The sequence below is a fragment of the Streptomyces sp. NBC_00258 genome, from assembly GCF_036182465.1.
Classification (GTDB): domain Bacteria; phylum Actinomycetota; class Actinomycetes; order Streptomycetales; family Streptomycetaceae; genus Streptomyces.
Map to the genome: position 1 here is coordinate 432,080 of NZ_CP108081.1, position 23,057 is coordinate 455,136.

Genomic DNA, 23,057 nt, shown 5'->3' on the forward strand with positions numbered 1-23,057 from the left:
CAGCCACACCACCGGTCACAGCAACTGCGGCTACAGCACCAATCGGCCGGATATCACGATTGAGCACCCAATTGCCGCCCTTTAGGATCCGGAATTGGGTTCAGCGCCTGCAACGAGCAGTGACGTACTGAGCCGTGACAGGAGCAACCATCCATGACCGCTGACGTGTTCACTGCCGAGTTGAGTACCCAGGAGGCTGCCGCCTTGGCTGCAGTCGATGAGGAGGCCATCGCCAGAACTCTGCTGGAGCTGATCGCGATCCCGAGTGTGACCGGGAGTCCCGCGGAATCCGAGGCTCAGCACCATCTGGCCGGGCGGCTGAACCAGCTCGGGCTGGACGTCGATTTGTGGTCCATGGATCTGCCCGCGCTGCTGGCGCATCCCAGCTTCCCAGGGGCTGAGGCGCCGCGGGACGAGGCGTGGGGGCTGGTGGGGGCCACGGAAGACGGCGGCGACGGCCCGACTTTGATCCTCCAGGGTCACGTCGACGTCGTACCGCCCGGCGATCCCGGGCAGTGGGACGGGGACCCGTTCGTGCCCAGGGTTGTTGGGGACACCGTTCATGGCCGAGGCGCATGTGACATGAAGGCGGGGCTGGCGGCCCACCTTGCCGCGCTGGCTGCGATCCGGGTCAGTGGGGCGAGGCTGCGCGGTCGGCTGGCGGTACATTTCGTGGTCGGTGAGGAGGACGGCGGACTCGGCACCTTCGGCACGCTCCAGCGCGGCCACACGGGCGACGCCTGCATCATCACCGAGCCGACCGGCGGCGCTCTGATCACGGCCAACGCCGGCGCGCTGACCTTCCGCATCAGCGTCCCCGGTCTGGCTACCCACGGCAGCTCCCGTGACGCAGGGGTCAGCGCCCTTGACGCGTATCTGCCTGTCCACTGGGCGCTGGCTCGTCTGGAGACCAAGCGGAATGCCAATCCGGATCCGCTGATGGCGGAGTACAAAATTCCCTACGCGCTGTCCGTCGGTATGGTCCGCTCGGGCGACTGGGCGAGCAGTGTGCCCGATCTCTTGGTGGCCGAGGGGCGGTTCGGCGTACGACTGGACGAGGATCCAGCTGCCGCCCGCGCCGACCTGGAGCTGTGCGTGGCGGAAGCCTGCGCCGCCGACCCTTGGCTGCGCGATCACCCGGCGACCGTTACCTGGTCTGGGGGGCAGTTCGCCAGCGGGCGTCTGCCGTTGGGGCACCCACTGCGGGATGTCGTACGGGCGGCGGCCCAAGACGTCGCGGGCGGTGGCCCTGTCCCGCGCGAGCATGGCGCACCGTACGGCAGTGACCTGCGCCTTTATGCCGCCGCAGGCATCCCGACCCTGCAGTTCGGCCCGGGTGACATCCGTCTTGCGCACAGCTCCCAGGAACAGGTCTGTGTCTCTGAGGTCGTGCAGGTCACCCGCGCGCTGGTCCTCAGCGCGCTCCGAACGGTCGGCACCAAGTGAGCAGAGCTACGAACTTTCAGGGCATGTACGCCAGCATGTACGCTCCTGCCCCACCGGTGGCGCACAGCAGTCCCGCGCTGGGGTGCCAGCACAGGCCAGTCAGGTCGCTGGCGAGGCGCAGCGCGCAATGGCAGCGGCCGGAGGCTACATGCCACAGCCGTATGGTCTGATCGCGCCCCGACGTCGCGAGTAGCGTCCCGTCCGGGGAGAAGGCGCAGTTCTCCACCCAGTTGGTGTGTCCCGTGACCACGGCGTGCTCGGTGCGGTCGGCGACGCGCCACAACCGTACGGTGCGGTCGTCGGCGGTGGTGGCGAGCAGGGTGCCGTCGGGAGAGAACGCGCAACTGGTCACCGCGTCGGTGTGCCCGGTCAGCACCGCTGCCTGGCTGCCATCGGCCATTCGCCACAACCGTGCCGTCCGGTCACCACTTGTGGTGGCGAGCAGGGTGCCGTCGGGAGAGAACGCGCAGCTCGTCACTCCCTCGGTGTGCCCGGTCAGCACCGCTGCCTGGCTGCCATCGGCGATCCGCCACAACCGTGCCGTCTTGTCCTGGCTGGCTGTGGCGAGCAGCGTGCCGTCCGGGGAGAAGGAACAGCCGGTCACCCAGTAGGTGTGGCCGGTGAGTACGGCGTGTTCAGTGCCATCGGTGATCCGCCACAGCCGTGCCGTCCGGTCGTTGCTCGTGGTGGCGAGCAGCGTGCTGTCGGGGGAGAAGACACAGCTGTAGGCGCGCCCCATGTGGCCGGTGAGCACGCCCCGTTCAGCGCCGCCAGGGATCTCCTTCAGCAGCGCTGTGCGATCGTCGCTGGTGATGGCCAGCAGGGTACCGTCCGGCGAGAACGCGCAGCGGTACACCCGGATGTGGCCGGTCAGGACCGTGTGTTCGGTGCCGTCGGTGACCCGCCACAGGCGGGTCGTCTGATCGTTGCTGGTCGTTGCGAGCAGCGTGCCGTCCGGGGAAAATGCGCAGCCGCGGATCCAGCCGCTGTGCCCGCTGAGTCGCGCCTTCTCGGTGCCGTCGGCGACCGCCCACAGGCGGATGCCGTCGGCCGCGCTGGCGGTGGCCAGCAGGGTGCCGTCCGGCGAGAAGACGCATTTGTACATGGAGGAATGGCCGGTCAGCACGGTCCGTTCGGTGCCGTCAGCGATCCGCCACAGCCGGGCGGTGTCGTCGTGGCTCGAGGTGGCGAGCAGCGTGCCGTCCGGTGAGAAGGCGCAGCTGTCCACCGTGTGGGTGTGCCCGGACAGGACTCTCTGTTCGGTACCGTCGGCGACCCGCCACATGCGTGCGGTGTGGTCGTGGCTGCTGGTGGCCAGCAGGGTCCCGTCGGGAGAGAAAGCACAGCTGGTAACGCCCTTGCCGTGGCCGGTCAGCACGGCGTCGACGGTGCCGTCGGCGACCCGCCACATGCGTGCGGTGCCGTCCTCGCTGCTGGTGGCGAGCAGGCTGCCGTCCGATGAGAAGGCGCAGCTCGTCACCCAGTCGGTGTGACCGATCAGTACCGCGAGTTCGGTCCCGTCGGCGACCCGCCACAGCCGGACGGTGTGGTCGATGCCGGTAGTGGCGAGCACAGCGCCGCTAGGAGAGAAGGCGCAGTCCCACACACCTTCGGTGTGCCCGGACAGCACCGTCTGTTCGGTGCCGTCGGCGACCCGCCACAGACGTGCGGTGTGGTCGTTGCTAGTAGTGGCCAGCAGGCTCCCGTCGGGAGAGAAAGCACAGCTCGTGACGGCGCCCTTGTGGCCGGTCGGGTGGGGGCGGGCTGGGTCAGGCCTGTCGGGCAGGGGCCATGTTGGCTCCACCCGGGGGCGCGGCAGGGTCTGTCGGTAGGCGTGGAGTTCGGCTTCAAGGCCGGGTTCGCCGTGCAGTTGGGCGGCCAGCGTCGCGCCCAGTGCTTCGGGCGGGTCAATCGGGCCGAGCAGATGGGCGGCGGACTGAAGGACCCGCCGCAGGTTTCTGGCGGTGAGAGTGTCTGACAGCTCCAGATCGGCGATGACGCCCACCACGGAACCGAGGCGACGCGTCTTAGCCTCGACCCAGCGCAGATCGCACACGAGGGTGGCCAGCTCCTCGTGTTGATCGGCCGCGGCCAGATGGTATGGCAGGTAGCGCCACAGATAGTTGGAGTCGGCGGGCATGGTCCACCACGGCCTCGGCACTCCGTCGTGTCGTGCCAACAGCGCAGCCGAGGCGGCGGTCAGCCGCCGGTGCGTCTCGGTGCGCGCGTCGGGTCCCTGGCGGGTGCGCAGGTAGGCTCGGATCACGTCGTGCAGCACTAGCCTGGGTCCCGGCGCGTCGAGTCGGTAGTCGGCTACCAGCCCCAGCCCGGCCAGTTCCTCGCACAGCGCGTCCACCCGCACGCCAGGCCACAGCAGCCCGAGAATGTCCTGTGGGATGTCCACGTCCTCGGGGAACACAGCCAGGTCCAGACAACGGATCTGGTCGGCCGACGCGAGCAGAGTCAGACTGGCCTCGACAGTAGCCGCCACAGCCCGGCTCCGGTCGGCCGGACGCGCAGGATCGAAAGCGCCGGGGCCGTCAGCCAGCAGCGTCCGCATGACCTGCTCGGCGGCTTCCTGCGCCGATTGGCCCCGCTCAATGCGCCGGCGCAGTGTGCCGTTGATCAGGTTGAGCAGCACCGGCCATCGTCCGGCCGCCTTGCTCAGCCCTTCCGTGATCTCTGCGGGAAGCCCCGCAACGCCGCCGGTGAGCAGGAGCCGGGCCTGGTCAGCGGACATGGCGTCCACGACGAGGTGACGACTACTGGCGGGAAGCAGGTCGGGAATACGGGTGGTGATGAGCCGCGTGCAGTCCCGGCCGCCGAACCCGAAAGGCCGAAGCTGCGACTCTTCCCATACGTCGTCGACAACGAGCAGCACCGATTCCGCGCGCTCGTCGAGCAGCCGTCCCAGCTCGGTTCCGGCGGCGTCCGGATCTGACAGCGTAGGCCGCCGTCCACTCAGTACACAGGCCAGGTCATTGATCCGCTCAGCCAGATCCGCACCACGGATCTCCTGGCCAAGGGTGGCCCATAGAAGACCGCCCGGATAGCGCTCGCGCAGCTGAGTCTGGTGACACGCCCAGGCCGCCAGCGTCGTCTTGCCGAACCCGCCGGCTCCTCGCAGCCCGGTGGTCATTCCCACCTCGGTGGCCCCGGCTGCCGACAGCGCGGCCATCAAACGAGCGGCCAGTTCGGGACGTTCCACCATCCGCTCCAACGGCGGCGCCATCCACGGCCGTCGGAGCTCCTCGGACGTCCTGGAACCATTCCCGTTCGGTCCTCCCCGCCCGGTTGCATCAGCCTCGTGGTCCACGCGCCAGACTTCGAAAGCGACCCACACTGCGACCAGCACGAAGAGTGCGGCCCCAACCGTCCAAGTCCACTGTGACGTCGCCAGGTTGGCCAGCGCACCCGCCGCGAACGCCAGTAGCGTCGAAGCCCCAGTAACGGTCCCCTGCCTGGAGAGCCTCTGCCCCACCCCGCTAGACCTTCGACGTGGCATTACGGGACCCCCTCCCCGATGCAACTAGTCGTACCCAGAAAGGTACCGAGCGTGACCGGCAGCGTCCGACGAACTGCAGCACCGACCCGGGAATGGCCAGTCACAGGCCCACACTCGGGATAGAACCGAGGACGCCGATCGATTGGAAGCCGCGCAAGAGCAACACAAACCACACGGTCAGCGCTGCGATCGAGCTCCCCTCAACCTTCCCTGACCGCCAGACAATCCACGGAACGCGCAGCGGCTCATCAGCCGCAGCGGCACCGGCTGCCTCACACACCGTCACAGGGCCTGCCGTATGGCGCGGTTCCTCCCGGGCTCATTCGGCCGGAGCCGGTGCGCTGGCGAGTGCACCGGGGGCATCCACTCGAACTGGTCTGAGAGGGATTTGTGGAATGCGACCCCGCGATCCTGCACTCCGGACGCCTCGACGTGAAACCCAGGATCGAGCGTCCCGACGCCGAAGCGGCGAAGGACATTCTGGCGTGGCTTCGACGCCGACAACCGGCCCCACCGAATTTGGCCATCGCTGGCGCCGACAGACGTTCGATGACGGTCTGCCGGAGGCCCCGCCTCGTGGCCCCTACCTGCAGGTGGATGGCGGTGGGGCCGCTTCGGAACGTCACGCAGTGATCTGCGACCTCCCGGGGCCAAGTGGCCAATATCGAGGGGCCGTTGAACAACGTCACAGCCATCCTGGCGGGCACAGCGCCATGTTTCCCCCTGAAACAGCAAGACCATCAGAAAAGCTACAATCGCATCAGTGACTTCAGCCTGGCTGGCAAGTCCTTCTCCCGGCTGGGCAGTTGCCTCTCCCATCCGTGCGACGGAGCGCTCCCGCGGCGGCTGCGGTCTGAGGTGAGATGGCTGAGAGGGCAGCAACGGTGAAGGTACGACGGCTGACACTGCAGCATTTCCGCGGCATCAGCCACGGCACCGTTGTGCTGAGCGGCCACTCGCTGCTGGTCGGCTCCAACAGCATCGGCAAATCCACCGTCTGTGAGGCACTGGAGCTCATCCTGGGACCGGAGCGGATGTTCCGCCGCCCGGTGGTCGACGAGTACGACTTCTACGGCACCCGCTACCAGCCGGTGGATGGTGAACTGCCCGAGATCCGGCTGGAGGCCGTGCTGACCGGCCTGTCGCCGGAGGCCGAGCGCCGCTTCGGACCTCACCTGCGGCGGTGGTCGGCCCAGCGGGATGACTTCGCCGATCTGGAGCCGGGCGCGATGGAAAAGGCGGACGCCGGCGAATGGTGCCTGCCGGTGGTATTCCTGGGCCGGTTCGACCCGCAGGAAGACGACTTCTTCGGCGGCACCTACTTCGCCCACCCCGAAAGCGTGCCGGATGACCTCACCGAGGAGAGCACCGAACTCGGCGCGGGCCTGCGCCCTTTCACCCGTGAGGACAAGCGTCACTGCGGGTTTTTGTATCTGCGGCCCAACCGGACCGGGAGCAGGGCGCTGACCTTCCAGCGGGGGTCACTGCTGGACACCATCGTGCGGCTGGAGGCCGAACGGGCCGGACCGCTGTGGGAGAAGGCCCTGACCGATCTTGCCGCGGTCGTGATCGCGGGTGAGGATTCGGGCTTCGCCAAGATTCGCGGCGAGGTGGCCGAGCGGGTGGACCGCTTCGTGAGCCTGTCCGCGCAGCCTGACCCGGTGGATCTGCAGGTCTCCGAGCGCACCCGAGAGCACCTGCGGGAGGTACTGCGCCTGTTCATTGCCACCCAGCCCGGCACGCACGGCGTGCCCTTCAACCGGCTGAGTACCGGCACCCTGAACCTGCTTGTGTTCGCCCTGTTGACCTACATCGCCGAGCTCAAGGGCGATCACTCGGTGATCTTTGCAATGGAGGAGCCGGAGATTGCGCTTCCGCCGCATGCACAGCGCCGCCTGGTCGACTTCGTCATCCAGCGCATGGGGCAAGCGATCGTCACCTCGCACTCGCCGTATGTCATCGAGAAGTTCGACCCCGGCAACATCGTGGTGCTGGGACGGAACGAGACGGGTGAGCTGAGCAGTTCGCCGGTGGTGCTGCCGACGGACTTCAAGGCCAAGCGGTACCGGGACAACCGCCGCCAGTTCGCCGAAGCGGTGCTGGCCCGTGCGGTGCTGGTGGTGGAGGGCGCCACGGAGGCCGACCTGGTCCCCGCGGTCGCCGATGTCCTGGAGCAGGATCCTGCTGTGGACTATCTGCACCCCGACCTCGCTGGCGTCACGGTCTTCGACGCGCAGGGCGATGCTTCGGTGCCGCTGTTCGCTCCGGTCTTCAAGAGCCTGGGCAAGCCGGTGTATGGCATCCACGACACTCCGGTGCGGCCCTTCTCCCCCGAAGTCGAGGCGAAGACGGCCGACTTCACCCGCTACACCGTGATCGCTCATAACGGGATCGAGGACCTACTCACCTCGGAGATCCCGCCCACGGTGCAGCGGCGCTTCCTCAGCTCGGCCGCGGGCCGGACGGACTACCCGGTGAAGTGCGGGCTTCTGCACGAAGACATGGACGACGCCGCGGTTCGCACACTGGCTCGGCAGGTCCTCAAAGCCCGCAAGGGAGACGGCTACGGCGCCGCCCTCGTCGCCGAGTGCAGCGGCCTGGCCGACCTGCCGGCCTCGATTGCTGGCTTCCTTCTGCAGATCGACCGCGACCTGCGACCGGTGGCAGAGACCGACACCACGCCCCCGGCGCCAGACGCCGACGGCGATGCGGCCGATGGAACTTGACGACACCCGCCAGGCAATCCTGGCCAGCACCGGGCATGCACTGATCGAAGGTGGGCCCGGCTGCGGCAAGACCACGATCGCTCTGCTGAAAGCCCTCAAGGCCCAGGAGCTTCTGCAGGACGAACAGCGAGTGCTGTTCCTGAGCTTCTCCCGCGCGGCGGTGCGGCAGATCAACGACCGGATGAGCGGACTGTACAACCGGTCCGCACGTGCCAGGCTGGAGGTGCGCACCTTCCACGCCTTCTTCCTCGAGCTCGTGCGCAGCCACGGCCGACTGCTGACCGGGCGGCCGTCGTCGTTCATCACCCCCGACCGGGAGCGGGAGTTGCGCGCCGACTTCGGCGGAGACAAGGACGCCTGGCCAGCAGAGTGCCGGCGGATGGCTACCGAGGAGGGGCGGTACGTCTTCGACCGACTTGCCGACACCGCCGCCAACCTGCTGGAAGGCAGTACCGCGGTGCGCTCCCTGTACTGCGGCATCTACCCGCTGATCATCGTGGATGAGTTCCAGGACACCAACATCGACCAGTGGCGGGCCGTCAAGTCGCTCAGCCAGGCTTCCACCGTGATCTGCCTGGCCGACCCCGACCAGCGCATCTTCGGCCACCTGCCCGGCGTCGACGAGGAACGCATCGCACACGCCATCGCCCATCTGCAACCGGTCCGCTTCGACCTGTCAAAAGACAACCACCGCAGCCCGGAAGGCGGGCTGCTCGGCTACGCCAACGCCGTCCTGCGCAATACCCCCTCCCCCGTCCCGGACAGCGTCAAAGCCCTTACCTACGCTCAGCAGCGGGGAGCCATTCCCGTCGAGATCCGCACTCACCAGGCGGTGATCGCCTTGCGGAGTCATCTACGGGCCGAGCTCAAGCGTGACCCCACGCTCGCGGTCCTGGCCACCACCAACAGCCTCGTTGGACGCATCTCCGAGAAGATCAGCGTGGAGAACGTGACAGCCCGCGGTGTGCTGCCGCCCGTCGATCACGACCTGCACTGGGACCCCGAGCTGTCCGCCGCAGCCGGATTCGTCGTGGCCTCGATGCTGGAGTGGCCCGCCCTGCCCCGCCTCGAAGCGCTCACCAAAACCCTTCGCGCCGTGGCCGACTTCTACCGCACCAAGTTCACGCGTGGCACCACCGGCGCGCGCAGCAAGATCCAGACCATCGAGCGGGCCATCACCGCGCTCACCGAAGGCAAACCACCGCGTGCCAAGACAGCCCAGTCCCTTCTGGCCGCCTACGACGCCGGCCTGAAGCTGGTCGGCCGGCCGGTTGCCGACTGGCAGGACACCCGAACCCGCCTGCAGGGGTCCGCCGAACTCGTGGAACTGTTCAAGCAAGTGCGGATGCTACGGATGCTGAACGCCACTGACCGACTGGCTCTCACCCTCACCCAAGCCTGGGACGGAGCAGCCGCCTACACGGATGCAGCCGCCGCTATACGCCGCGCCCTGGCCAACGACCAACTGGCCGTGCCCGAACAGAACACAGCCGCCGTCAGTCTGATGAGTATGCACCGCTCCAAGGGGAAGGAATTCGACGGCGTGGTCATCGCCGAGGGCGCCTACCACAGCCGCCTACTGGACCCGGAATGGGACGCTGAACGCATCCGCGGCAATCGCCGCCTGCTCCGCGTCGCCATCACCCGCGCACGCCACATGGTCGTCTTCGTAAGGCCCGAGGACGGTCTGCCGCTGACTCCCAACCGCTAGGGCGGGGGGGCCGCACATGGTGCTTCGCTAGGAGGGCCGTTCTTGCCTGGCCGGGGCATACGCGTATCGCTGACGTGGGCACGGCCCACGTGCCGCCCAAGGCGAACAGCAAACGGGGTGAGCTGGTCTCCGAGCGGTGTGGCCCGGAGATTCAGCCCAGTTGGCCGGGTCACACCCCAAATGCGTCCCGGGCCACGGTCCCTGTGTCATTTCCAAAGCGCAGGATCCTGCTGAACAGGCTCGCCGATGTGCGTCGGGCACGCAACTCGAAGTCCGGACGGGGCTGCAACATCCCTCAGCAGCATGCTGTCCCAGCGTCTCTCAGCATGCTCTGACCAGCATCAACGGCATATCGTTCATGATCGGGACAGTGTTGGGACAAACCCGGGACGGCAGGATTCCGGTTGGGCGTGCGTCCGCCGGATGCGGCATCATCCAAGGAACGTGCTGCGCCGAGCAGGCCCCAAACCCGCTGGCGCGTGGAGCACTCAAGTCCAAAGCGCAAAGGGTGTGTTGACAGTTATGAGCGGAACTCTTTCCTGTGTTGGGGCCGGTCGGCCCGAGCCTGAGCCGGCCCGGGGAGGCACGGTCGTTATTGCCGTGCTGATCATCCTGGTCGCACTGTCCTGCGCGGCGCTGCCCTGGCAGGAGATGCTGGCGGCTCTCGTGGTCGAGGTGACGGCAGCCATCACCCTTGCCGCGCTCCAAGCGTGGCGCACCGACGGCCGTCACGCCTGACGGGATTCTGATGGGACGTCACGAGCAGGAGCTCCGTGTGCGTGCCGCAGAGATGGGCGAGGTGGCGCGGTGGCTTCGCCGGGCGCGCCACCTCGCTGGCCTCACCTATGCGGAACTGGCGCGAGAAGCGGGCATGAGCAGCTCCCGGCTGCATCGGGCCGCGAACGGCTGCCGCACGCCGTTGCCGGTCGTGGAAGCGTTCGCACGAGCATGCGGAGCCAGCCTGGACGAGGCCCGTGCACTGTGGCAACAGGCGCAAAGCGTCGGAACGGCCGGCTCTTCGGCAGCGGAACAGGTCCGCGTAGAGGAGATCAGCACTTTCGCACAATTGCGGGAAGCCATGTGGGCTTTGCACGCCGCACACGACAGGCCGAGCCTGCGGAAGCTGCAGGAGCGTGCCGGGCCGGGTATCTTGCCCAGGACCACACTGAACGAGGCCCTGCGCGGTAAGACCCGCCTGCGCAAGGACATCATGCTCTCCTTCGTCCGTGTGCTGGGTGTCGGTGAGGATGCCGAGGCATCCTGGGCCGCGGCGTGGGACAGAGCAGAACGCAACCCTCACGCTCCTCAGCGGCAGGTTGTGCATGTGGTTCCCTCCCCGCAGCTGCTGAGGGCATTATCCGACCTGCCCATGTCTGGCTGGAGCTGCTTCGCGGCGCTCGTGGACAACGCGGTCGCTGCGCAGGCATCGGCCTATGGCACCCGCCCAACCAGCCCAGCCGATCCGTTGCCCGTGTCGATCGAGTTCTCCGACGGCAGCCATCCTGGACAGGAAACGGTGACGATCTCTGATCTCGGCCCCGGCATGAATGACAAGGCGCTTCTTGAAGCGGCGCGTCTCGGCTGGAGCGGTAAAGCGTCCCGTTACCCCACTCTGGGGCTCGGCTTCAACGTCGCCACCAGCCGTTTGGGATCACACATAACCGTGCGCACCGCCCGCCCTGAGGCAGCAGACTGGAGCGTCCTCACTATCGACCTGGGCTCCTTGGTACGCGGCGCGGAGTGGCGGGTGCCGGTGAGCACTGAGCCCAAGGTAGAGCCGTCAGAACACGGCACCCACATCACCATCTCCCAGTTGCGCGAACCCTGGTCTGCCGCCGAACAGCTCCGTCTGGGCGTCAAGCTCGGAGACATCTACAGCTACCCGATTCGCGAGAACCGTCTGCATCTCACCATCAACGGACGCAAGGTCGGCCCGCGCCTTCCGTGCATCTGGGGCGACAACCGGTCAGTTCTGCGTCGCGAGGGCCCAGTCCCTGCCAGACTGCCGATCAATGTGACCGTGGCCACCGTGCACGACTGCGCGGTCTGCGGGCACCACAGCGCCCTGGATGCTGAGCGCTGCGCCGAGTGTCAGAGCCATCGTCTAACTCCGCTCCCCCAGCGAGTGTGGGGCTGGGTAGGCATCCAGCGGTATCTGCACACGACCGACTACGGCATCGACTTCTACAGCCATGGCAGGAAGATCCTCGTTCGCGACAAGAGTCTGTTCGCCTGGCATGACGACTCTGGTGACGCGCGCATGGAATACCCCATCGACATGCCCGCAGGTATGGGCCGGATCGTCGGGGAGATCCACTGCGACCACGTACCGGTTGCCTGGAACAAGGACTCATTCGACATGGACAGCGCGCAGTGGCGGGCAGTCGTCCACGCAGTGCGGGGCCAGGGCCCCTTGGGCGCTCAGCAAAGCCGCCGGTATGGCTACTCCGTTAACACCAGTCCTCTCGCAATCCTCTACCACGGTTACCGCCGGAACGACCCAGGCCTTAAGTACCTGGTCCCCGGGGACGGCAAAATGGCCATCCACCGGGCTGCACGGGAGTGGGCGCATTGCTTCCACCGAGGTCTGCCCGAGTACCTCAATGACGACATCTGGTACGCAGCAGCGGCCAGCCACGATTCGCGGCGCCGAGACGGCGCCCCGGACGTGCGTCTCCGGTAGAAGTGAGCGTGCTGCCGTCTGAGCTGGTTGAGCCCCGGGCGCACCCATGAACTATTGCTGGTGCTCTCACCGCATAGGTTCGTCGGGTGAGTGGCGGTTGGATCGGTGCCGTCCGATCCGGCCGCTGGAGGGGCGGTGGCTGAAGTTGTCCGTGTGAGCAGACCGACCACGAGGGGCAGAAGCACTAGCGTCTGTTCCTGGGTCCCCGAGGGCACCTTGTTCGTTGGGGACCACTGGAACTGTTGTCGGCTTCCCCGGGCCCGACTTCGGCGGCATCCGGTCAGGGCAGGGTGCAGTCGAGGGTGAAGGCTGCGACTGGGACCCCTTTGAGGTCTCGCTGTATCTGGGCCTGTTGTTGCTGGTGGCGGTCAACGGACTTGAGTGTGTGATGGGTTGCGGGGCACGATCGCCGCTTGGTGGCCGCCCAGCGGTCGCAGTCGAAGTAGCCGGTCAGCAGGATGCCCGCGGTGCGGGAGGTGTGCAGGTAGCGGTCGACGAGCTGGTGCTCCAGAGCCGTAGGCAGGCTGTTGTTCCAGCAGCCTTTGCACTCGATCACCAGCTTGACGGGATCGTGTCCGCTGTCCGGCGGAGCGGGGACCTCGATCTGGATGTCCGTGCGCCGGCCGGCAAGGCCCGGCCGGTCGAGCTGCACTTCACGGTTGACCACCACGCGGTGGCCACCAATGTCCTGCAGAAGGAACACGGCAAGGATGTCGCTCATATCTTCCTCCCAGCAGGGCCACCAGTCGGCTTGGGCCGCGGAGGCCTCCGATCGGTTCCACAGGGCGATGCTCAGGCCGTTGGGGCGGTCCAGGGCCTGCTGGAAGCGGCCGAGGGCCTCCAGCACGAGCGCCAGGAGGTGCCCTTCGTCCGTGACCCAGCGCCGTTGCTGGGACTGCTCCGCAAGTGCCCGCAGTTGAGGCGGCGTTGTGGGGGTGTGCAGCGACTCCGCGGCTGCCAGGGCAGTGCGCCGGGCTAGGTGGCGCAGACGCCACAGTCCTGTCCGGGTGGCCATCCGGCGCAGCTGGTGGGCTGCCTGCGGTGTGTTCTTGGCCTCCAGAAGCGGCGGGATGGACCGGATCAGCTCGCCGAAGTGGTCCTCACCGCTCCAGCCGGAGCGCAGGGGCGGGTCCAGTGTCTCTGCCGTCACATGTCGGCCGAGCGAGAGGTACAGCTCGGCGAGGGCTTCCTCGTTCAGGCTAGCCAGCTGGTGTGACTGCGTGTAGTGGAGGGCGGGGCGCTGGCTAAGCCGGTCGATGTATGCCTGGGCGAGTGCGTCGTCGGTCAGACGCTGTTGTACGAGCGGCCACAGGCTTGGCAGGGCCGGGCAGTGCAGCAGAATCTGGGCCGCCATGAGCCATCGGTTCAGGATGTCTGGTGTCGCCGCTGGCCCCGACGGGTTGCTCTCAAGGACCGATTGCAGGCGCGAGGGGGCGGACGGGTGCCCGGCGAAGGCCAGGGCGCCGGTGATGCTCTGCCAGTGTTCGAGGTTGCGGTCGGGGTGGTCGGCCCAGTCGCTGAGGGCGTCGAGGACGTCTGGCTGTGCATGGGCTCCGAGAGAGCGGGCCAGGTCATGCGTGGTGACGGGATCGGTATGGGGGTCACGCAGCACCTTGTCGAGCAGCGGGAGCAGTGCCGGGCCGGCGTGTTCGGCGCAGACGGGCATGAAGGCGTCCCGGATCGCTTGGGCAGCAGGGTTGTAGGCGTATGTGGTGGCCAGGGCAAGGCTCCAGCCGGCCCAGCGATCGGGAGGGTTCGGAGGGAGTTCGTCCGGGGTGCCCAGGATGGCGAAAGCGCTGAGCTCCAGCATCCGCACCGGATGGGCGTTCCGGCCGTGGGCCAGCAGCTCAGCTGGGAGGGGCGGCACGGTCGCAAGGACGTGCCGGGCGGCGGCCTTCAGCTCCGCATCGAGGCTGCTGCCCTGGGCCGGGCGGCAGGGGGTGTGATGCGCCGACAGCAGCAGCGGCTCTGCCCACAGGTGAGGGGGCTTGGTTCCATCCTGGGTACATCGCATCTGGTCGATGACGGCGCCCCAGGCGCGCCGGATGGTCTCGGGGCCGGCGGTATGGACGGCGCCCAGTGCTTCGCGCAGACGCGCCTCACTGTAGGTGCGGCTGTCGTCGGGAGCGGTGTCGATGTGCTGCTGGGGGTGCGGGTCGGGATCGGGGTCTTGGTCCCATCTCGCAGTGATCTCTCGGAGGGCGGGATGGGCGGAGCGTGCTGCTTCGGCCCGGGCCTGCAGCTCGGGGTCCGCCGGCGGGGCGATGGATACGACGAGCCGGGCGAGTACGGGTGGCACGTCGGCGAGTTCGTCCCAGTGCTCCATCCAGTAGAACGCGTCGTCATACGTGGTCAGGCAGCCGTGCGGGACGGCAACCAGGATGCCAATGAACTGATCTTCGCTGGTGTGAGTGAGCAGGTGATGCGTCACGGCGCGGCGCAGACCGTGCTGCGCGCGCAGGGCGTCGCCCAGGGCTTGTTGCTCGGTGCGGCCTTCGAGGCTGTGCAGGACAGCGCTGTGGTTGGCCAGCGCGATGAGGGCCTCGCCGATGACGGCCTGAGGATGAGACAGACCGGGAAGGCCGTGGGTGCCGGCCAGGGTGACCGCGCGGCCGATCAGGTTGGCGGCCAGGACGATGCTGCGTCCGGGCAGCGGCTCTTGCAGCGTGTCGCGGGCCCACAGCAGGGCCTGAGCGGTCTGGGCGGCGGTCAGTTGATCCGGTATCTGCGAGCGCAGAATCCACGCGTGGCCGTAGTAGTCGGGGGCCGGATCGCGCAGGGAGTCGAGCAGCTCGCGCAGGGTCAGGTGGGCAGGCCACAGCCGGTCGAGCGCGGCCGCGACGACTTCCGGGGAGGGGTCATGGGCGGCCAGTTGTCTGATCCGGTCCACTGTCCGGGCATCCGAGGGACGGAAGCCGGCGACGGCCTGCAGGGCAAGGACGCGTCGTTCCTGAGACAGGCTGGCGGTCTCGGCGGCCTTGAGCAGGGCGTCGGTCAGCTCCGAGCGGCGGCAGCGTCGGGCTATGTGCAGCGCGATGGCCGTAGCGAGTCCGTCCGCGTCTGGTCGCAGGCGGGGAAGGAGCTGCTGGGGCAGTCCAGGGTGGTCAAGGCGGTGCAGGTTGGTGTTATCGAAATCGAGGGTGTCGTCTCGTTGCGCCAGGCTGAAGAGGGCTTCGACGACCCGGGCCCGGTCGGTGGCGGGCCGTGCGGGCAGGTCGGCCAGTAGCAGCACCAGCGGATCCTCACGCAACAGGTCTTCGAAGAGGGTGCTGTCGCTGCCGCTGCGCCAGGCGGCCACTTCACGGTGGGCAGGGTAGATGTGCCGGGCCGCGCCGTCTCCGACCCACAGCAGGCCGGCTTGAGCGCGCGGGTCGACCTGGTGGGCCCTCAGATAGTGAGCGGCCAGGAATTCCTGGTAGCTACGGTGTGTGAAGGTCCACCGCAACAGGCCCACAGGCTCGAACAGATGGGACTCGGTCAGCTGGCGCAGTTCGTCGGTCGTGCACGGGACCTCGCTGCCTTGCAGGCCGGGCTCCTGCCCGCCCTCCAGCTCGGCCAGGGTGATCTCCCCGCTGCCGGAGAGCAGCTGGGCATCATCGCTCAGCACGTTCTGGGCACAGAACTGCATCGTCGCCGCCACGCGGGCGGCAACCGGCAGCAGGCGTTGGCCTGTGGGCTGGGCCCGCAGTTCACGGATGTCGGTCGGACGCCTGCTCTCGGAACACAGCAGCAGGCAGGCTTGCTCGTAGGCATCGGCCGCCGTAGCAGGCAACGTCCCGTGAACGCGGTGGTACTCGAGCAGCTGCAGAAGTGTGACCGGGGCCATGGCCAACTGCGTCAGACCGCGTTCACGCAGCACCGCGGTGAAGACTTCGGCATCCAGACCGTAGTTCTCGGCGGCAACGGCAACGTCGCTGGCGCTGAGAGGAGTCAGGATCAAGTGCTGCACCTGAAGTTGCTGTGGCCAGTGCCGCGTGAGCGTGTCCTGCAGGATGTCGGGCCAGCGCCCTGTACGGCAGCTGAAACGCAGCCGCACGCGGCGTCGCTGGTCGGCAGTGAGCGAGTCGATCCAGTCGGCGATCAGCCCGCCCAGGGCAGGCAGGACATTCAAGCCCTCATCGACACTGTCCAGGAATACCCACCACTCCCCCGCCTCCCGGGCCGCGGCGGCATCAGCCAGTGCCGAACCGACCTGGCGCTCGGTCTGGCACCGCCCCAGGTTCACCCATCGCGCCGCAGCCTGCGCCGCCTCCAGAGACTGGCGCTCCTGCAGGAGCGCCACTGACTTGCCCGCGCCCCGCTCCCCGAACAGCGCCAGCACCGGCACATCCCGCAACTCCTCCAACCGCCGGCCATGGCCGCCCTCCCCCGCAGCAGGCAAACCGGTCCAGCCGCCTCGGAGTGTGGAATCCGCTAGCGGTGCCGTCTTCCTCGCCCAGGGATAGACTACCCCCGGCAATGCTGCTGTCGTCACAGGCACCGAGCGTAGAGGGCAGCGCTGACAGCACCGGTGCAGGAGCCGACCGGCCCGTCACCCAGAGGCCAGCACGTACGACCTGCCGTAGCCCGCGACGCCCTCTCGGCCAGACGGCTTTAGCCAAGTGCGTCTTCGAGAACTCCGCCACGCAACCGGCCGGGCACCTGCCTGGACAGTCCGGGGCCGATGAACCCCCTGCCTGAGCAAGCGTGCCGTCAGGCAGGGCTACAACACCGGTCTCGCGAGGCTGGCCACGGATCACGGCATCAACGTCGAGAGCTGAGCGGCCATCACCAGATGGCTGGGCGAGGAGGCGTGCTGCGGGGGTGCGAGCAGTCACGGCCGGCCAGCACCCGGTGAACAGGCTTCGACCGACTCCCTCAGCCGCGCCCTATAGGCGTTCTCATTACATCTGCGGCAGTCTCACCCAACATGCAGCACCGCAGGTCAAACGGCATGGACAGGTCTGAGAAAGGGTCTCATTACACCTGCGGTACTGCAGGTCACCGACGTACCGTCACCGCAGCATCAGTGAGACCTCACACAGCTGCGGGTCATCGACCCCGAAGGCGCCTACTGGCGGCGCGGCATCGAAGCCGCCACCAGGTGGCTGCGCGAGACCGGCAACAGCGAGTTGCGGGTGCCGTTCACGTACGTCACGCCGGAGGACTGGGGAGCCGCGAGCGCTCATCCGCTGGGGGCCTGGGTGGCAGATCAGCGGCGGTACTACGCGGCCGGGACGCTGGAAGCCTCGCGTGTGACGGAGTTGGAGCGGCTGGGGATGGTGTGGTCGGTGCACGCGTCCGCGTGGGACGCCGGCCTCGAAGTCGCCCGCTCCTACGCGGCCGTCCACGGGCACTTCCTCCCGCCAGCCAACGCCGTGTGGGGCAGCGGCGGTGTCGGGGGCGGTGCCGGTTCGATGGCTATCGGGGTGTGGGCCAAGAACCAGCGTGCAGCGGCCCGGAAGACGCTGGAAAACGCCGCACGGCGTGAGGCCGGGGAAACGGGCGTTCCCTATGCCGGGGAGCTGTCGACGAGTCGTCAGGAGGCTCTGGCAGAGATTGATCCCGGATGGTGCCCGGCGTGGGAGATCGGATGGCAGCGCAACTACCGACTCGCGCTCGCCCACGTGAAGGCCGGAGGCAGTCTCCCGGCGGGGGCGGGCGAGCTGGTCGTGCAGGGCGAGGACCTGGGGGTGTGGATCGCTGGACAGCGGGTGGGGTGGGACAGGCTTATGCCCGCGCAGCAGTACCTGCTGGAGACGCTCGGCATCGAGCCTGCGGCTGAGGGCGAGGCGGTCGGGCCGGTGCGACGGTCGCAGGATGAACGGTGGAACACCAACCTCGCTGCCGCCCGCCAGTTCCACGCACGCGAAGGGCACCTGCGGCCCGCTCGCAAGCACGTCGAACTGATCGACGTGAGCGGTGGTGGGGAGGGCGAGCAGGAGGCCGTGAAGCTTGGGGCATGGCTCGACAACACCCGCAAGAGGGCGGCGAAGTTGAGTGCGGAGCGGCGTGCGCAGTTGGCCGGCCTCGGTCTGGAGTGGGCGGCGCGGAAGGGGAACGCGTGATGTGGAGTACCGAAGATGTGGCCCGGGCTACGGTTCGGCGCCAGGGCGAGGGACTGAGCGTGGCGCAGGTCGCGGACAAGGTCACGGAAGCGGAACGGCGTGAGCAGGAGACCCGGCAGCAGCTGAACTTCCCCGGTGACCATGGTCCGTACGACGGTGACCCGGAGGACCTCGCGGAGCAGTGGGTGGCGCGGCATGCCGAATGGCGTCGCATCGCCGCTCTGATGGACGCTCAGGGCTGGCCGGTCTACAGCCCGGAGCAGGACGTGCAGGGCAGTACGTGGGCGCGGGAGCGCGACACACAGCGCGAGGGTGCCCTCGCCCGACGTGCCGCATGGCAGATGGAGCGGCAGGACGCGCGCGATGAGCTGAAGGCGCAGGTGTGGCTGTCTGCCGATGTGAGCCGCCGGCTACGCGCGATTGCTGCCCGCACCGGCCTTGAGCCGGAGCAGGTTCTTGCCCAGCTCGCCGACCGGGTCCGCATGGACGACGATGGCGCCCTGGCGGTCGACGCCTTCACCCCACACTGACCGGGCACCTTTCACATGAGGACGATGTCCCACACCTGGGGTTCAGGGTGCGGGACATCGTCTGTCGGCTGTTGCGGCCCAGAAGTTTCAAAGCGGGAGCTTCTGCCGGCGCGCTGAAGCTTTCCGGGGAGCAGCCTCTCGAGTGATCCGCTGTACTCGGCGGAGCGCAGCCATGGTTTCGTTCTGGGCGGTGCGGTAGACACGCAGGGCGCCGACGGGCAGGGCGAGGGCCACGGCCGCGAGCAGGTAGGCAAAGACCCAGGACCACAGAGCGACCTTCTGAGGAAGCATGGTGGAGGGGTCTGCGGGATCGATCAAGACGGTGGTCTTTTGCCCTTCTTCTGACTCAAGCCCCACCTCGCGCTGCCGGTAGCTGTGCCCCGAAATCGTCCACGTATAGGTGCACTTATATGTCGGTGTGTCGATGCCGTGGTCACCAGGGGAGGCATCTGGCTGCTTTGTGCAGTCGGTAACGGACGCTGTCGCCTCTGAGCGGTGTTCCAGATAGTTCTGGTGGCTCCGGATCCCCGTGCTCAGCAGGTACAGGGGAACCGTGCAGGCTGCGATGATCAGGAGACACGACGCGAGGCCGTAGCTGGCAGCGTTCGAGGAAGTACCGAGGCGCTTGAGGGCCTTGTGCCGCAGCCCGTCCGTGATCGCGGCCACCAACACAGAGCTGCCGGCAGCCAGCCAGCCGCGAGTTGGCCAGGGCGTTGCGTTGTCCGCCAGCGTTGCCCCGACAAGGGCTGCCCCGATGGCGACTACACACGTCAGCGTGCACAACACCAGGATTGCCCCGCTCCCCCGCACCACAAGAAGGTCCAGCTTCGCCGGTGGTGGCGGAGCAGTTGTCGCCTGCTGCGCAATGAGGATTGCCTCAGCGACGACCGCTTCCTCCTCCAGGCGGCGCACCTGCTCCAGCAGACTCTCTACCTTCGCCGCAAGTTCGGCGGACTCTGCCCGGGCCGCCTGCAACTCCTGACGAAGGCGCTCCGCCTCATCCTCGGCCCGGTTCAGCCATTTGCGCGTCAGCGCCAGGTTCCGAAGGGCTGCCCGCTCCCGGGCCACCGCGGCATCGCGTTTGTCGAGCGCACTCAGCAGCTGCCACACCGGTGGGTTGAGATGTTCCAGCGCCCGCATGTACAGCGCATCCGTCCGCTGGTGTGCCTGGTCATTGCTGCGCGTGCCGCTCTGCCGGTCGCACACCGGATGGACGTTTGCCACGAAGGCCCGCTCGGGTGCCTTCTTTCCGGCCAGGAACTTCGACAAGTCGGGTGTGCTCACCCCCAGTGCCTTTGCCGCGTCACTGTCGGTAGGGAACACGCTGTCGATCAGCTTCCGCAGATGCAGCACCCAGTCGGTGATCTCCGGTGGCAGATTCTCCCGATCGAGCGCGCTACGAGGACGACCTGCCTGCCGTCCGGCTCTGCTGGCACGTCCGGGCCTGCTGTCCATCACCACCGTGCCCACCTCACTTCCCGGCTCCTGGTTTATGGAAAAAGTCCCGCTCACAGGCTTCTTGCGCTTGGAGCAACAATTTGTCGTCCCCAAATCTGGAATAGCGGCCCGGCAGCACTGCCCGGGGCCGTGTCGCTTGGTGCTGTCCGTGGCCTGGACAACGCAGCGAGCGCCTCAGAGTCCCGCTTTCGTTCGTGCATGCTCGTTTTGGCATGCACCGCAAGGAGTCCCCTGCCATGTCCACGCTCGCCCTGCTGATCGTTCTGCTTCTGGTTCTGGTCGGTCTCCTGACGGCCGGAGGCCTTGCCTACGTCGTCCACCGCCACCCAGCTCTGGCCCAGCCACTCACAGTGGGGCTGTCCGGGCTCGCTCTTTTGGGAGCCCTCGTCGCCGTCATCACGGCCCGCTGACCGGATGGCACGGCGATCCTTGCCCGCATCACCCGCACAGAACCTCACCGCACGCAGACCGCGCCTACGGCTTCCGCTGCCTCTCCGCCCGCTCCCGGTGCGCCGTGAAGGGAAGGGGCCAGCCGGGTCCCAGGCCGGCGTTGCGGGCTCGGACGATTGCCGCGGCGCGGTCGTTGACCTGGAGTTTGGAGAAGCCTGGAAGTGCAGGTCAGGCGGCTCGCTTCGGGTGGTTTCGTCTGGAGGGATGGGACGTTCGGAGCTCCCGCCTTTGGTCCTGGTGTGTGGCGCCGGTTCGGGGGTATCCGGGGTCGTTAACCGGGTTGCTCAGGACGAGGGTGGCGGTGTGGCTCAGCGATGAACGCAGACGAATACGAGTCGCTGGTCAGCCGCCCGATCCTGTCCGCTGTAGCCCTGGACGGCAGTGAGCCGATCGCTGCGGCCCGGCATTTCGCCCGTGGATTCATGACCAAGTTGCAGGCCGTTCACGGGGTCCCGGTGTCGGAGCGGGCGATGGGCCTGGTGCAGCTGGTCGTCAGCGAGCTGGTGACCAACACCTACAAACACGCGCCCGGGCCGTGTCTGCTGGACCTGGAGGTGGTCGACGGCGCCGTGGAGATCAGCGTGTGGGACACCGATGCGGCGCTGCCGGCGGCCTGTCCTGCTGATCCGGGACGGGTCGGGCAGCATGGCCTGGAGATCGCGATGGCGGTGTGCCGCAGTTTCGAGGTGCGGCGCGAGCCGGTGGGCAAGCGGGTGAAGGCCGCGGTCGTGCTGGCCGACGATCCCGGCGGGCATCCGGCAGGCCGCCTGATATGACGGGCACCACAGCCCACCGGAAAAAATCCGGACTTCGTGGGCCTCTTGTGGCACTGCTGATGAGCAGTGCCACAAGGGGTAGCGCCGAGGTGAGCCTAGAGGCCGCCAGAAGTTGACCTTGGTCCCGGCCTGCTGGCGGCGGTCGCCCCCATCCGGCTGAAGGTCATTGGTAGTGGTACTCGTGCCCGGTTGCACGAACCTGAGTTGAGCCGGGTCACCCCGGCGTCAAAGTCCCGCCCGTGCCGGGGTGGTGGCGCTAGCGCAGGAAGAGGCACACCTCGTTGGTCCAGCCGCGGAGGCCGTCGCTGTCGATGCGGATTTCCCTCCATCCGTCGTAGCTGGCTACTTGGCCGCACATCGGTTGGTAGCGGGTGCCGGTGACCATGCAGCCTTCCGTGGTCACCATCGTGTTCGCTGCCATGAGGGTGATCAGCCCGGTATGGCCGCCGGGTCCTCGACGCAGGTCGGTCAGTTCGGTGGGGTGGGTGCGCAGGGGTTTGCCTGCGCAGTCCGGCGCGCGGGAGGCGGTGTGGGCGGGGGTGGTGACGAAGCAGGCGGCGCCAGCGAGGGCCAGGGCGATTCCGAATCGGACGACCGAGCTGGCGGCTGACCTGTGTCGCCACGCAGAGAAAGCATTCATATACGGAAGGTGACCACCGGTTGCTCGGTGTAAACAGGGGCCGGGCTGCGGCCCGGCCCGAACCGCCGGTGCGCAGGGGCACGGGTCGACGCGCGCGCTGCGGCCGGTACGGGGAGTTCGACCGGCGTGCGCTGCGCGGCTCGGACGCCCGGGCTGCGGTCGTCCTGGTGGGACCCCGGATGGCCGATTGGCGCCACGACGCCTGCGCATCCCCGAAGCGCGGGCGTCGTTGGGGCAGATCCAGCGCACCGCCTCCCCGTCGGTGTGCGTTGTGGGGGCCCGAACCTTGCCCGGTCCCGGGCCCCTACCTGCAACTGCCCCGCACTCGCGGACGGGCGGGTACGGGGCGGCCTGCGCAATGCTCGCCTTATGTGTGGGCGATGCTGCGCACCGAGGGGAGAGATCCCCTGCCGGTCCAGCCCTATACACAGTTCTTGATCGAGTGCACAGGATCCCACTTCACGCCTTGCGTAACGCGGGAGGGCGCGGCGGGCATGCCCCACGGCGGAGCCTGGAAATTTTCCCAGTACAGGACTGGCTTGGTGCCGGTGGTCTGGTTATTCCACCAGCCACCGATGGTCCTGAAGGGGATTTCGTAGTTGTCGCAGTGATACATGGACACGGTGTCACCCTGTAGGCTCTCCCGCTCGTAAGCGCAGAACCATCCGTAGCCGGGCGGGCTTGGGGCACCGCCGGTTGGCCAATGGCAGCCATCTGCCTGGTACTTGACCTTGGCCGCCTGCACGAGTTGCCGGGGGTGCGTCTCCCCGGGCACGGTGACGTTCAGCATCGCCCCGTTCATGTCGATCTGGTTCGGCGAGATCTGCGTCCCTCGCCCGGCCAGCGTGACCAGGTAGTCGTCGACCTTGGCCTGCAACGCCGTCGCCTGCTGGGTCGACAGCCCAGCGGCCCGCGCCTGAGCCGAAAATCCCGTACGGGCCGACGACTCAGTCGCCAGGCCCTGACCAGCTGCTACCAGGAGCAGCCCCATCACCACGACGCTTACGAATGCTCGGGCTCTTAGTTTCAACGCGCTCCCCCTTTGTCAAAGGTCTGGCTGTTCGAGCAGGGTGCGCGACGCAACC

At 67.8% G+C, this 23,057-nt stretch carries 14 protein-coding genes; 9 read left to right on the forward strand and 5 right to left on the reverse strand.

Annotation, left to right across the window (positions count from 1 at the left end; translation table 11 throughout):
- The first annotated feature begins 153 nt into the window (after positions 1-153).
- Positions 154-1,446 (forward strand): ArgE/DapE family deacylase, encoded by a 1,293-nt coding sequence (locus tag OG718_RS01875; RefSeq protein WP_328842942.1) that lies wholly within the window; start codon positions 154-156, stop codon positions 1,444-1,446.
- Positions 1,447-1,462: 16 nt separating this feature from the next.
- Here the strand turns inward: OG718_RS01875 and OG718_RS01880 are convergent, their stop codons facing one another.
- On the reverse strand, positions 1,463-4,657 hold the full coding sequence (locus tag OG718_RS01880) for an NB-ARC domain-containing protein (protein WP_328842943.1): 3,195 nt from the start codon (positions 4,655-4,657) through the stop codon (positions 1,463-1,465).
- A 1,178-nt stretch (positions 4,658-5,835) separates the two neighbouring features.
- Between OG718_RS01880 and OG718_RS01885 the strand changes: the two genes are divergently transcribed.
- The 4 genes from OG718_RS01885 to OG718_RS01900 all read left to right on the forward strand — a co-directional run bounded on the left by OG718_RS01885 (position 5,836) and on the right by OG718_RS01900 (position 12,071).
- Positions 5,836-7,677, forward strand: coding sequence for an ATP-dependent nuclease (locus OG718_RS01885; RefSeq protein WP_328842944.1), 1,842 nt, complete (start codon positions 5,836-5,838; stop codon positions 7,675-7,677).
- Complete coding sequence (locus OG718_RS01890) at positions 7,667-9,388, forward strand: ATP-dependent helicase (RefSeq protein ID WP_328842945.1); 1,722 nt, start codon at positions 7,667-7,669, stop codon at positions 9,386-9,388. Before OG718_RS01885 ends, OG718_RS01890 begins: the two co-directional genes overlap by 11 nt.
- 600 nt (positions 9,389-9,988) lie before the next feature.
- Entirely contained in the window at positions 9,989-10,126 is a 138-nt protein-coding gene (locus tag OG718_RS01895; RefSeq protein ID WP_328842946.1) for a hypothetical protein, read from the forward strand.
- A 37-nt stretch (positions 10,127-10,163) separates the two neighbouring features.
- A complete protein-coding gene (locus OG718_RS01900) occupies positions 10,164-12,071 on the forward strand; it encodes an XRE family transcriptional regulator (RefSeq protein ID WP_328842947.1) in 1,908 nt (635 codons plus the stop codon).
- A gap of 280 nt (positions 12,072-12,351) precedes the next feature.
- Here the strand turns inward: OG718_RS01900 and OG718_RS01905 are convergent, their stop codons facing one another.
- Positions 12,352-16,398, reverse strand: coding sequence for a hypothetical protein (locus OG718_RS01905; RefSeq protein ID WP_328842948.1), 4,047 nt, complete (start codon positions 16,396-16,398; stop codon positions 12,352-12,354).
- A gap of 706 nt (positions 16,399-17,104) precedes the next feature.
- Here OG718_RS01905 and OG718_RS01910 point away from each other — a divergent pair.
- Both OG718_RS01910 and OG718_RS01915 read left to right on the forward strand, forming a co-directional pair.
- Positions 17,105-18,118 carry a helicase associated domain-containing protein gene (locus OG718_RS01910; protein WP_328847662.1) on the forward strand — a complete coding sequence of 338 codons (1,014 nt, stop codon included), beginning with the start codon at positions 17,105-17,107 and terminating at the stop codon, positions 18,116-18,118.
- The gene (locus OG718_RS01915) at positions 18,118-18,648 is read left to right on the forward strand and encodes a hypothetical protein (RefSeq protein ID WP_328842949.1); all 531 of its coding nucleotides are present in this window, start codon (positions 18,118-18,120) and stop codon (positions 18,646-18,648) included. The genes OG718_RS01910 and OG718_RS01915 overlap by 1 nt, the downstream gene beginning before the upstream one ends.
- 87 nt (positions 18,649-18,735) lie before the next feature.
- On the opposite strand, the gene OG718_RS01920 is transcribed toward OG718_RS01915, so the two are convergent.
- Entirely contained in the window at positions 18,736-20,118 is a 1,383-nt protein-coding gene (locus OG718_RS01920; RefSeq protein ID WP_328842950.1) for a hypothetical protein, read from the reverse strand.
- 224 nt (positions 20,119-20,342) lie between these two features.
- On the opposite strand from OG718_RS01920, the gene OG718_RS01925 reads away from it, so the two are divergent.
- Positions 20,343-20,516, forward strand: coding sequence for a hypothetical protein (locus OG718_RS01925; protein ID WP_328842951.1), 174 nt, complete (start codon positions 20,343-20,345; stop codon positions 20,514-20,516).
- Between the two features lie 354 nt (positions 20,517-20,870).
- A complete protein-coding gene (locus tag OG718_RS01930) occupies positions 20,871-21,332 on the forward strand; it encodes an ATP-binding protein (RefSeq protein ID WP_328842952.1) in 462 nt (153 codons plus the stop codon).
- 256 nt (positions 21,333-21,588) lie between these two features.
- On the opposite strand, the gene OG718_RS01935 is transcribed toward OG718_RS01930, so the two are convergent.
- Positions 21,589-21,972 carry a hypothetical protein gene (locus OG718_RS01935; RefSeq protein ID WP_328842953.1) on the reverse strand — a complete coding sequence of 128 codons (384 nt, stop codon included), beginning with the start codon at positions 21,970-21,972 and terminating at the stop codon, positions 21,589-21,591.
- 421 nt (positions 21,973-22,393) lie between these two features.
- Complete coding sequence (locus tag OG718_RS01940; RefSeq protein ID WP_328842954.1) at positions 22,394-22,963, reverse strand: hypothetical protein; 570 nt, start codon at positions 22,961-22,963, stop codon at positions 22,394-22,396.
- Positions 22,964-23,057 lie beyond the last annotated feature (94 nt).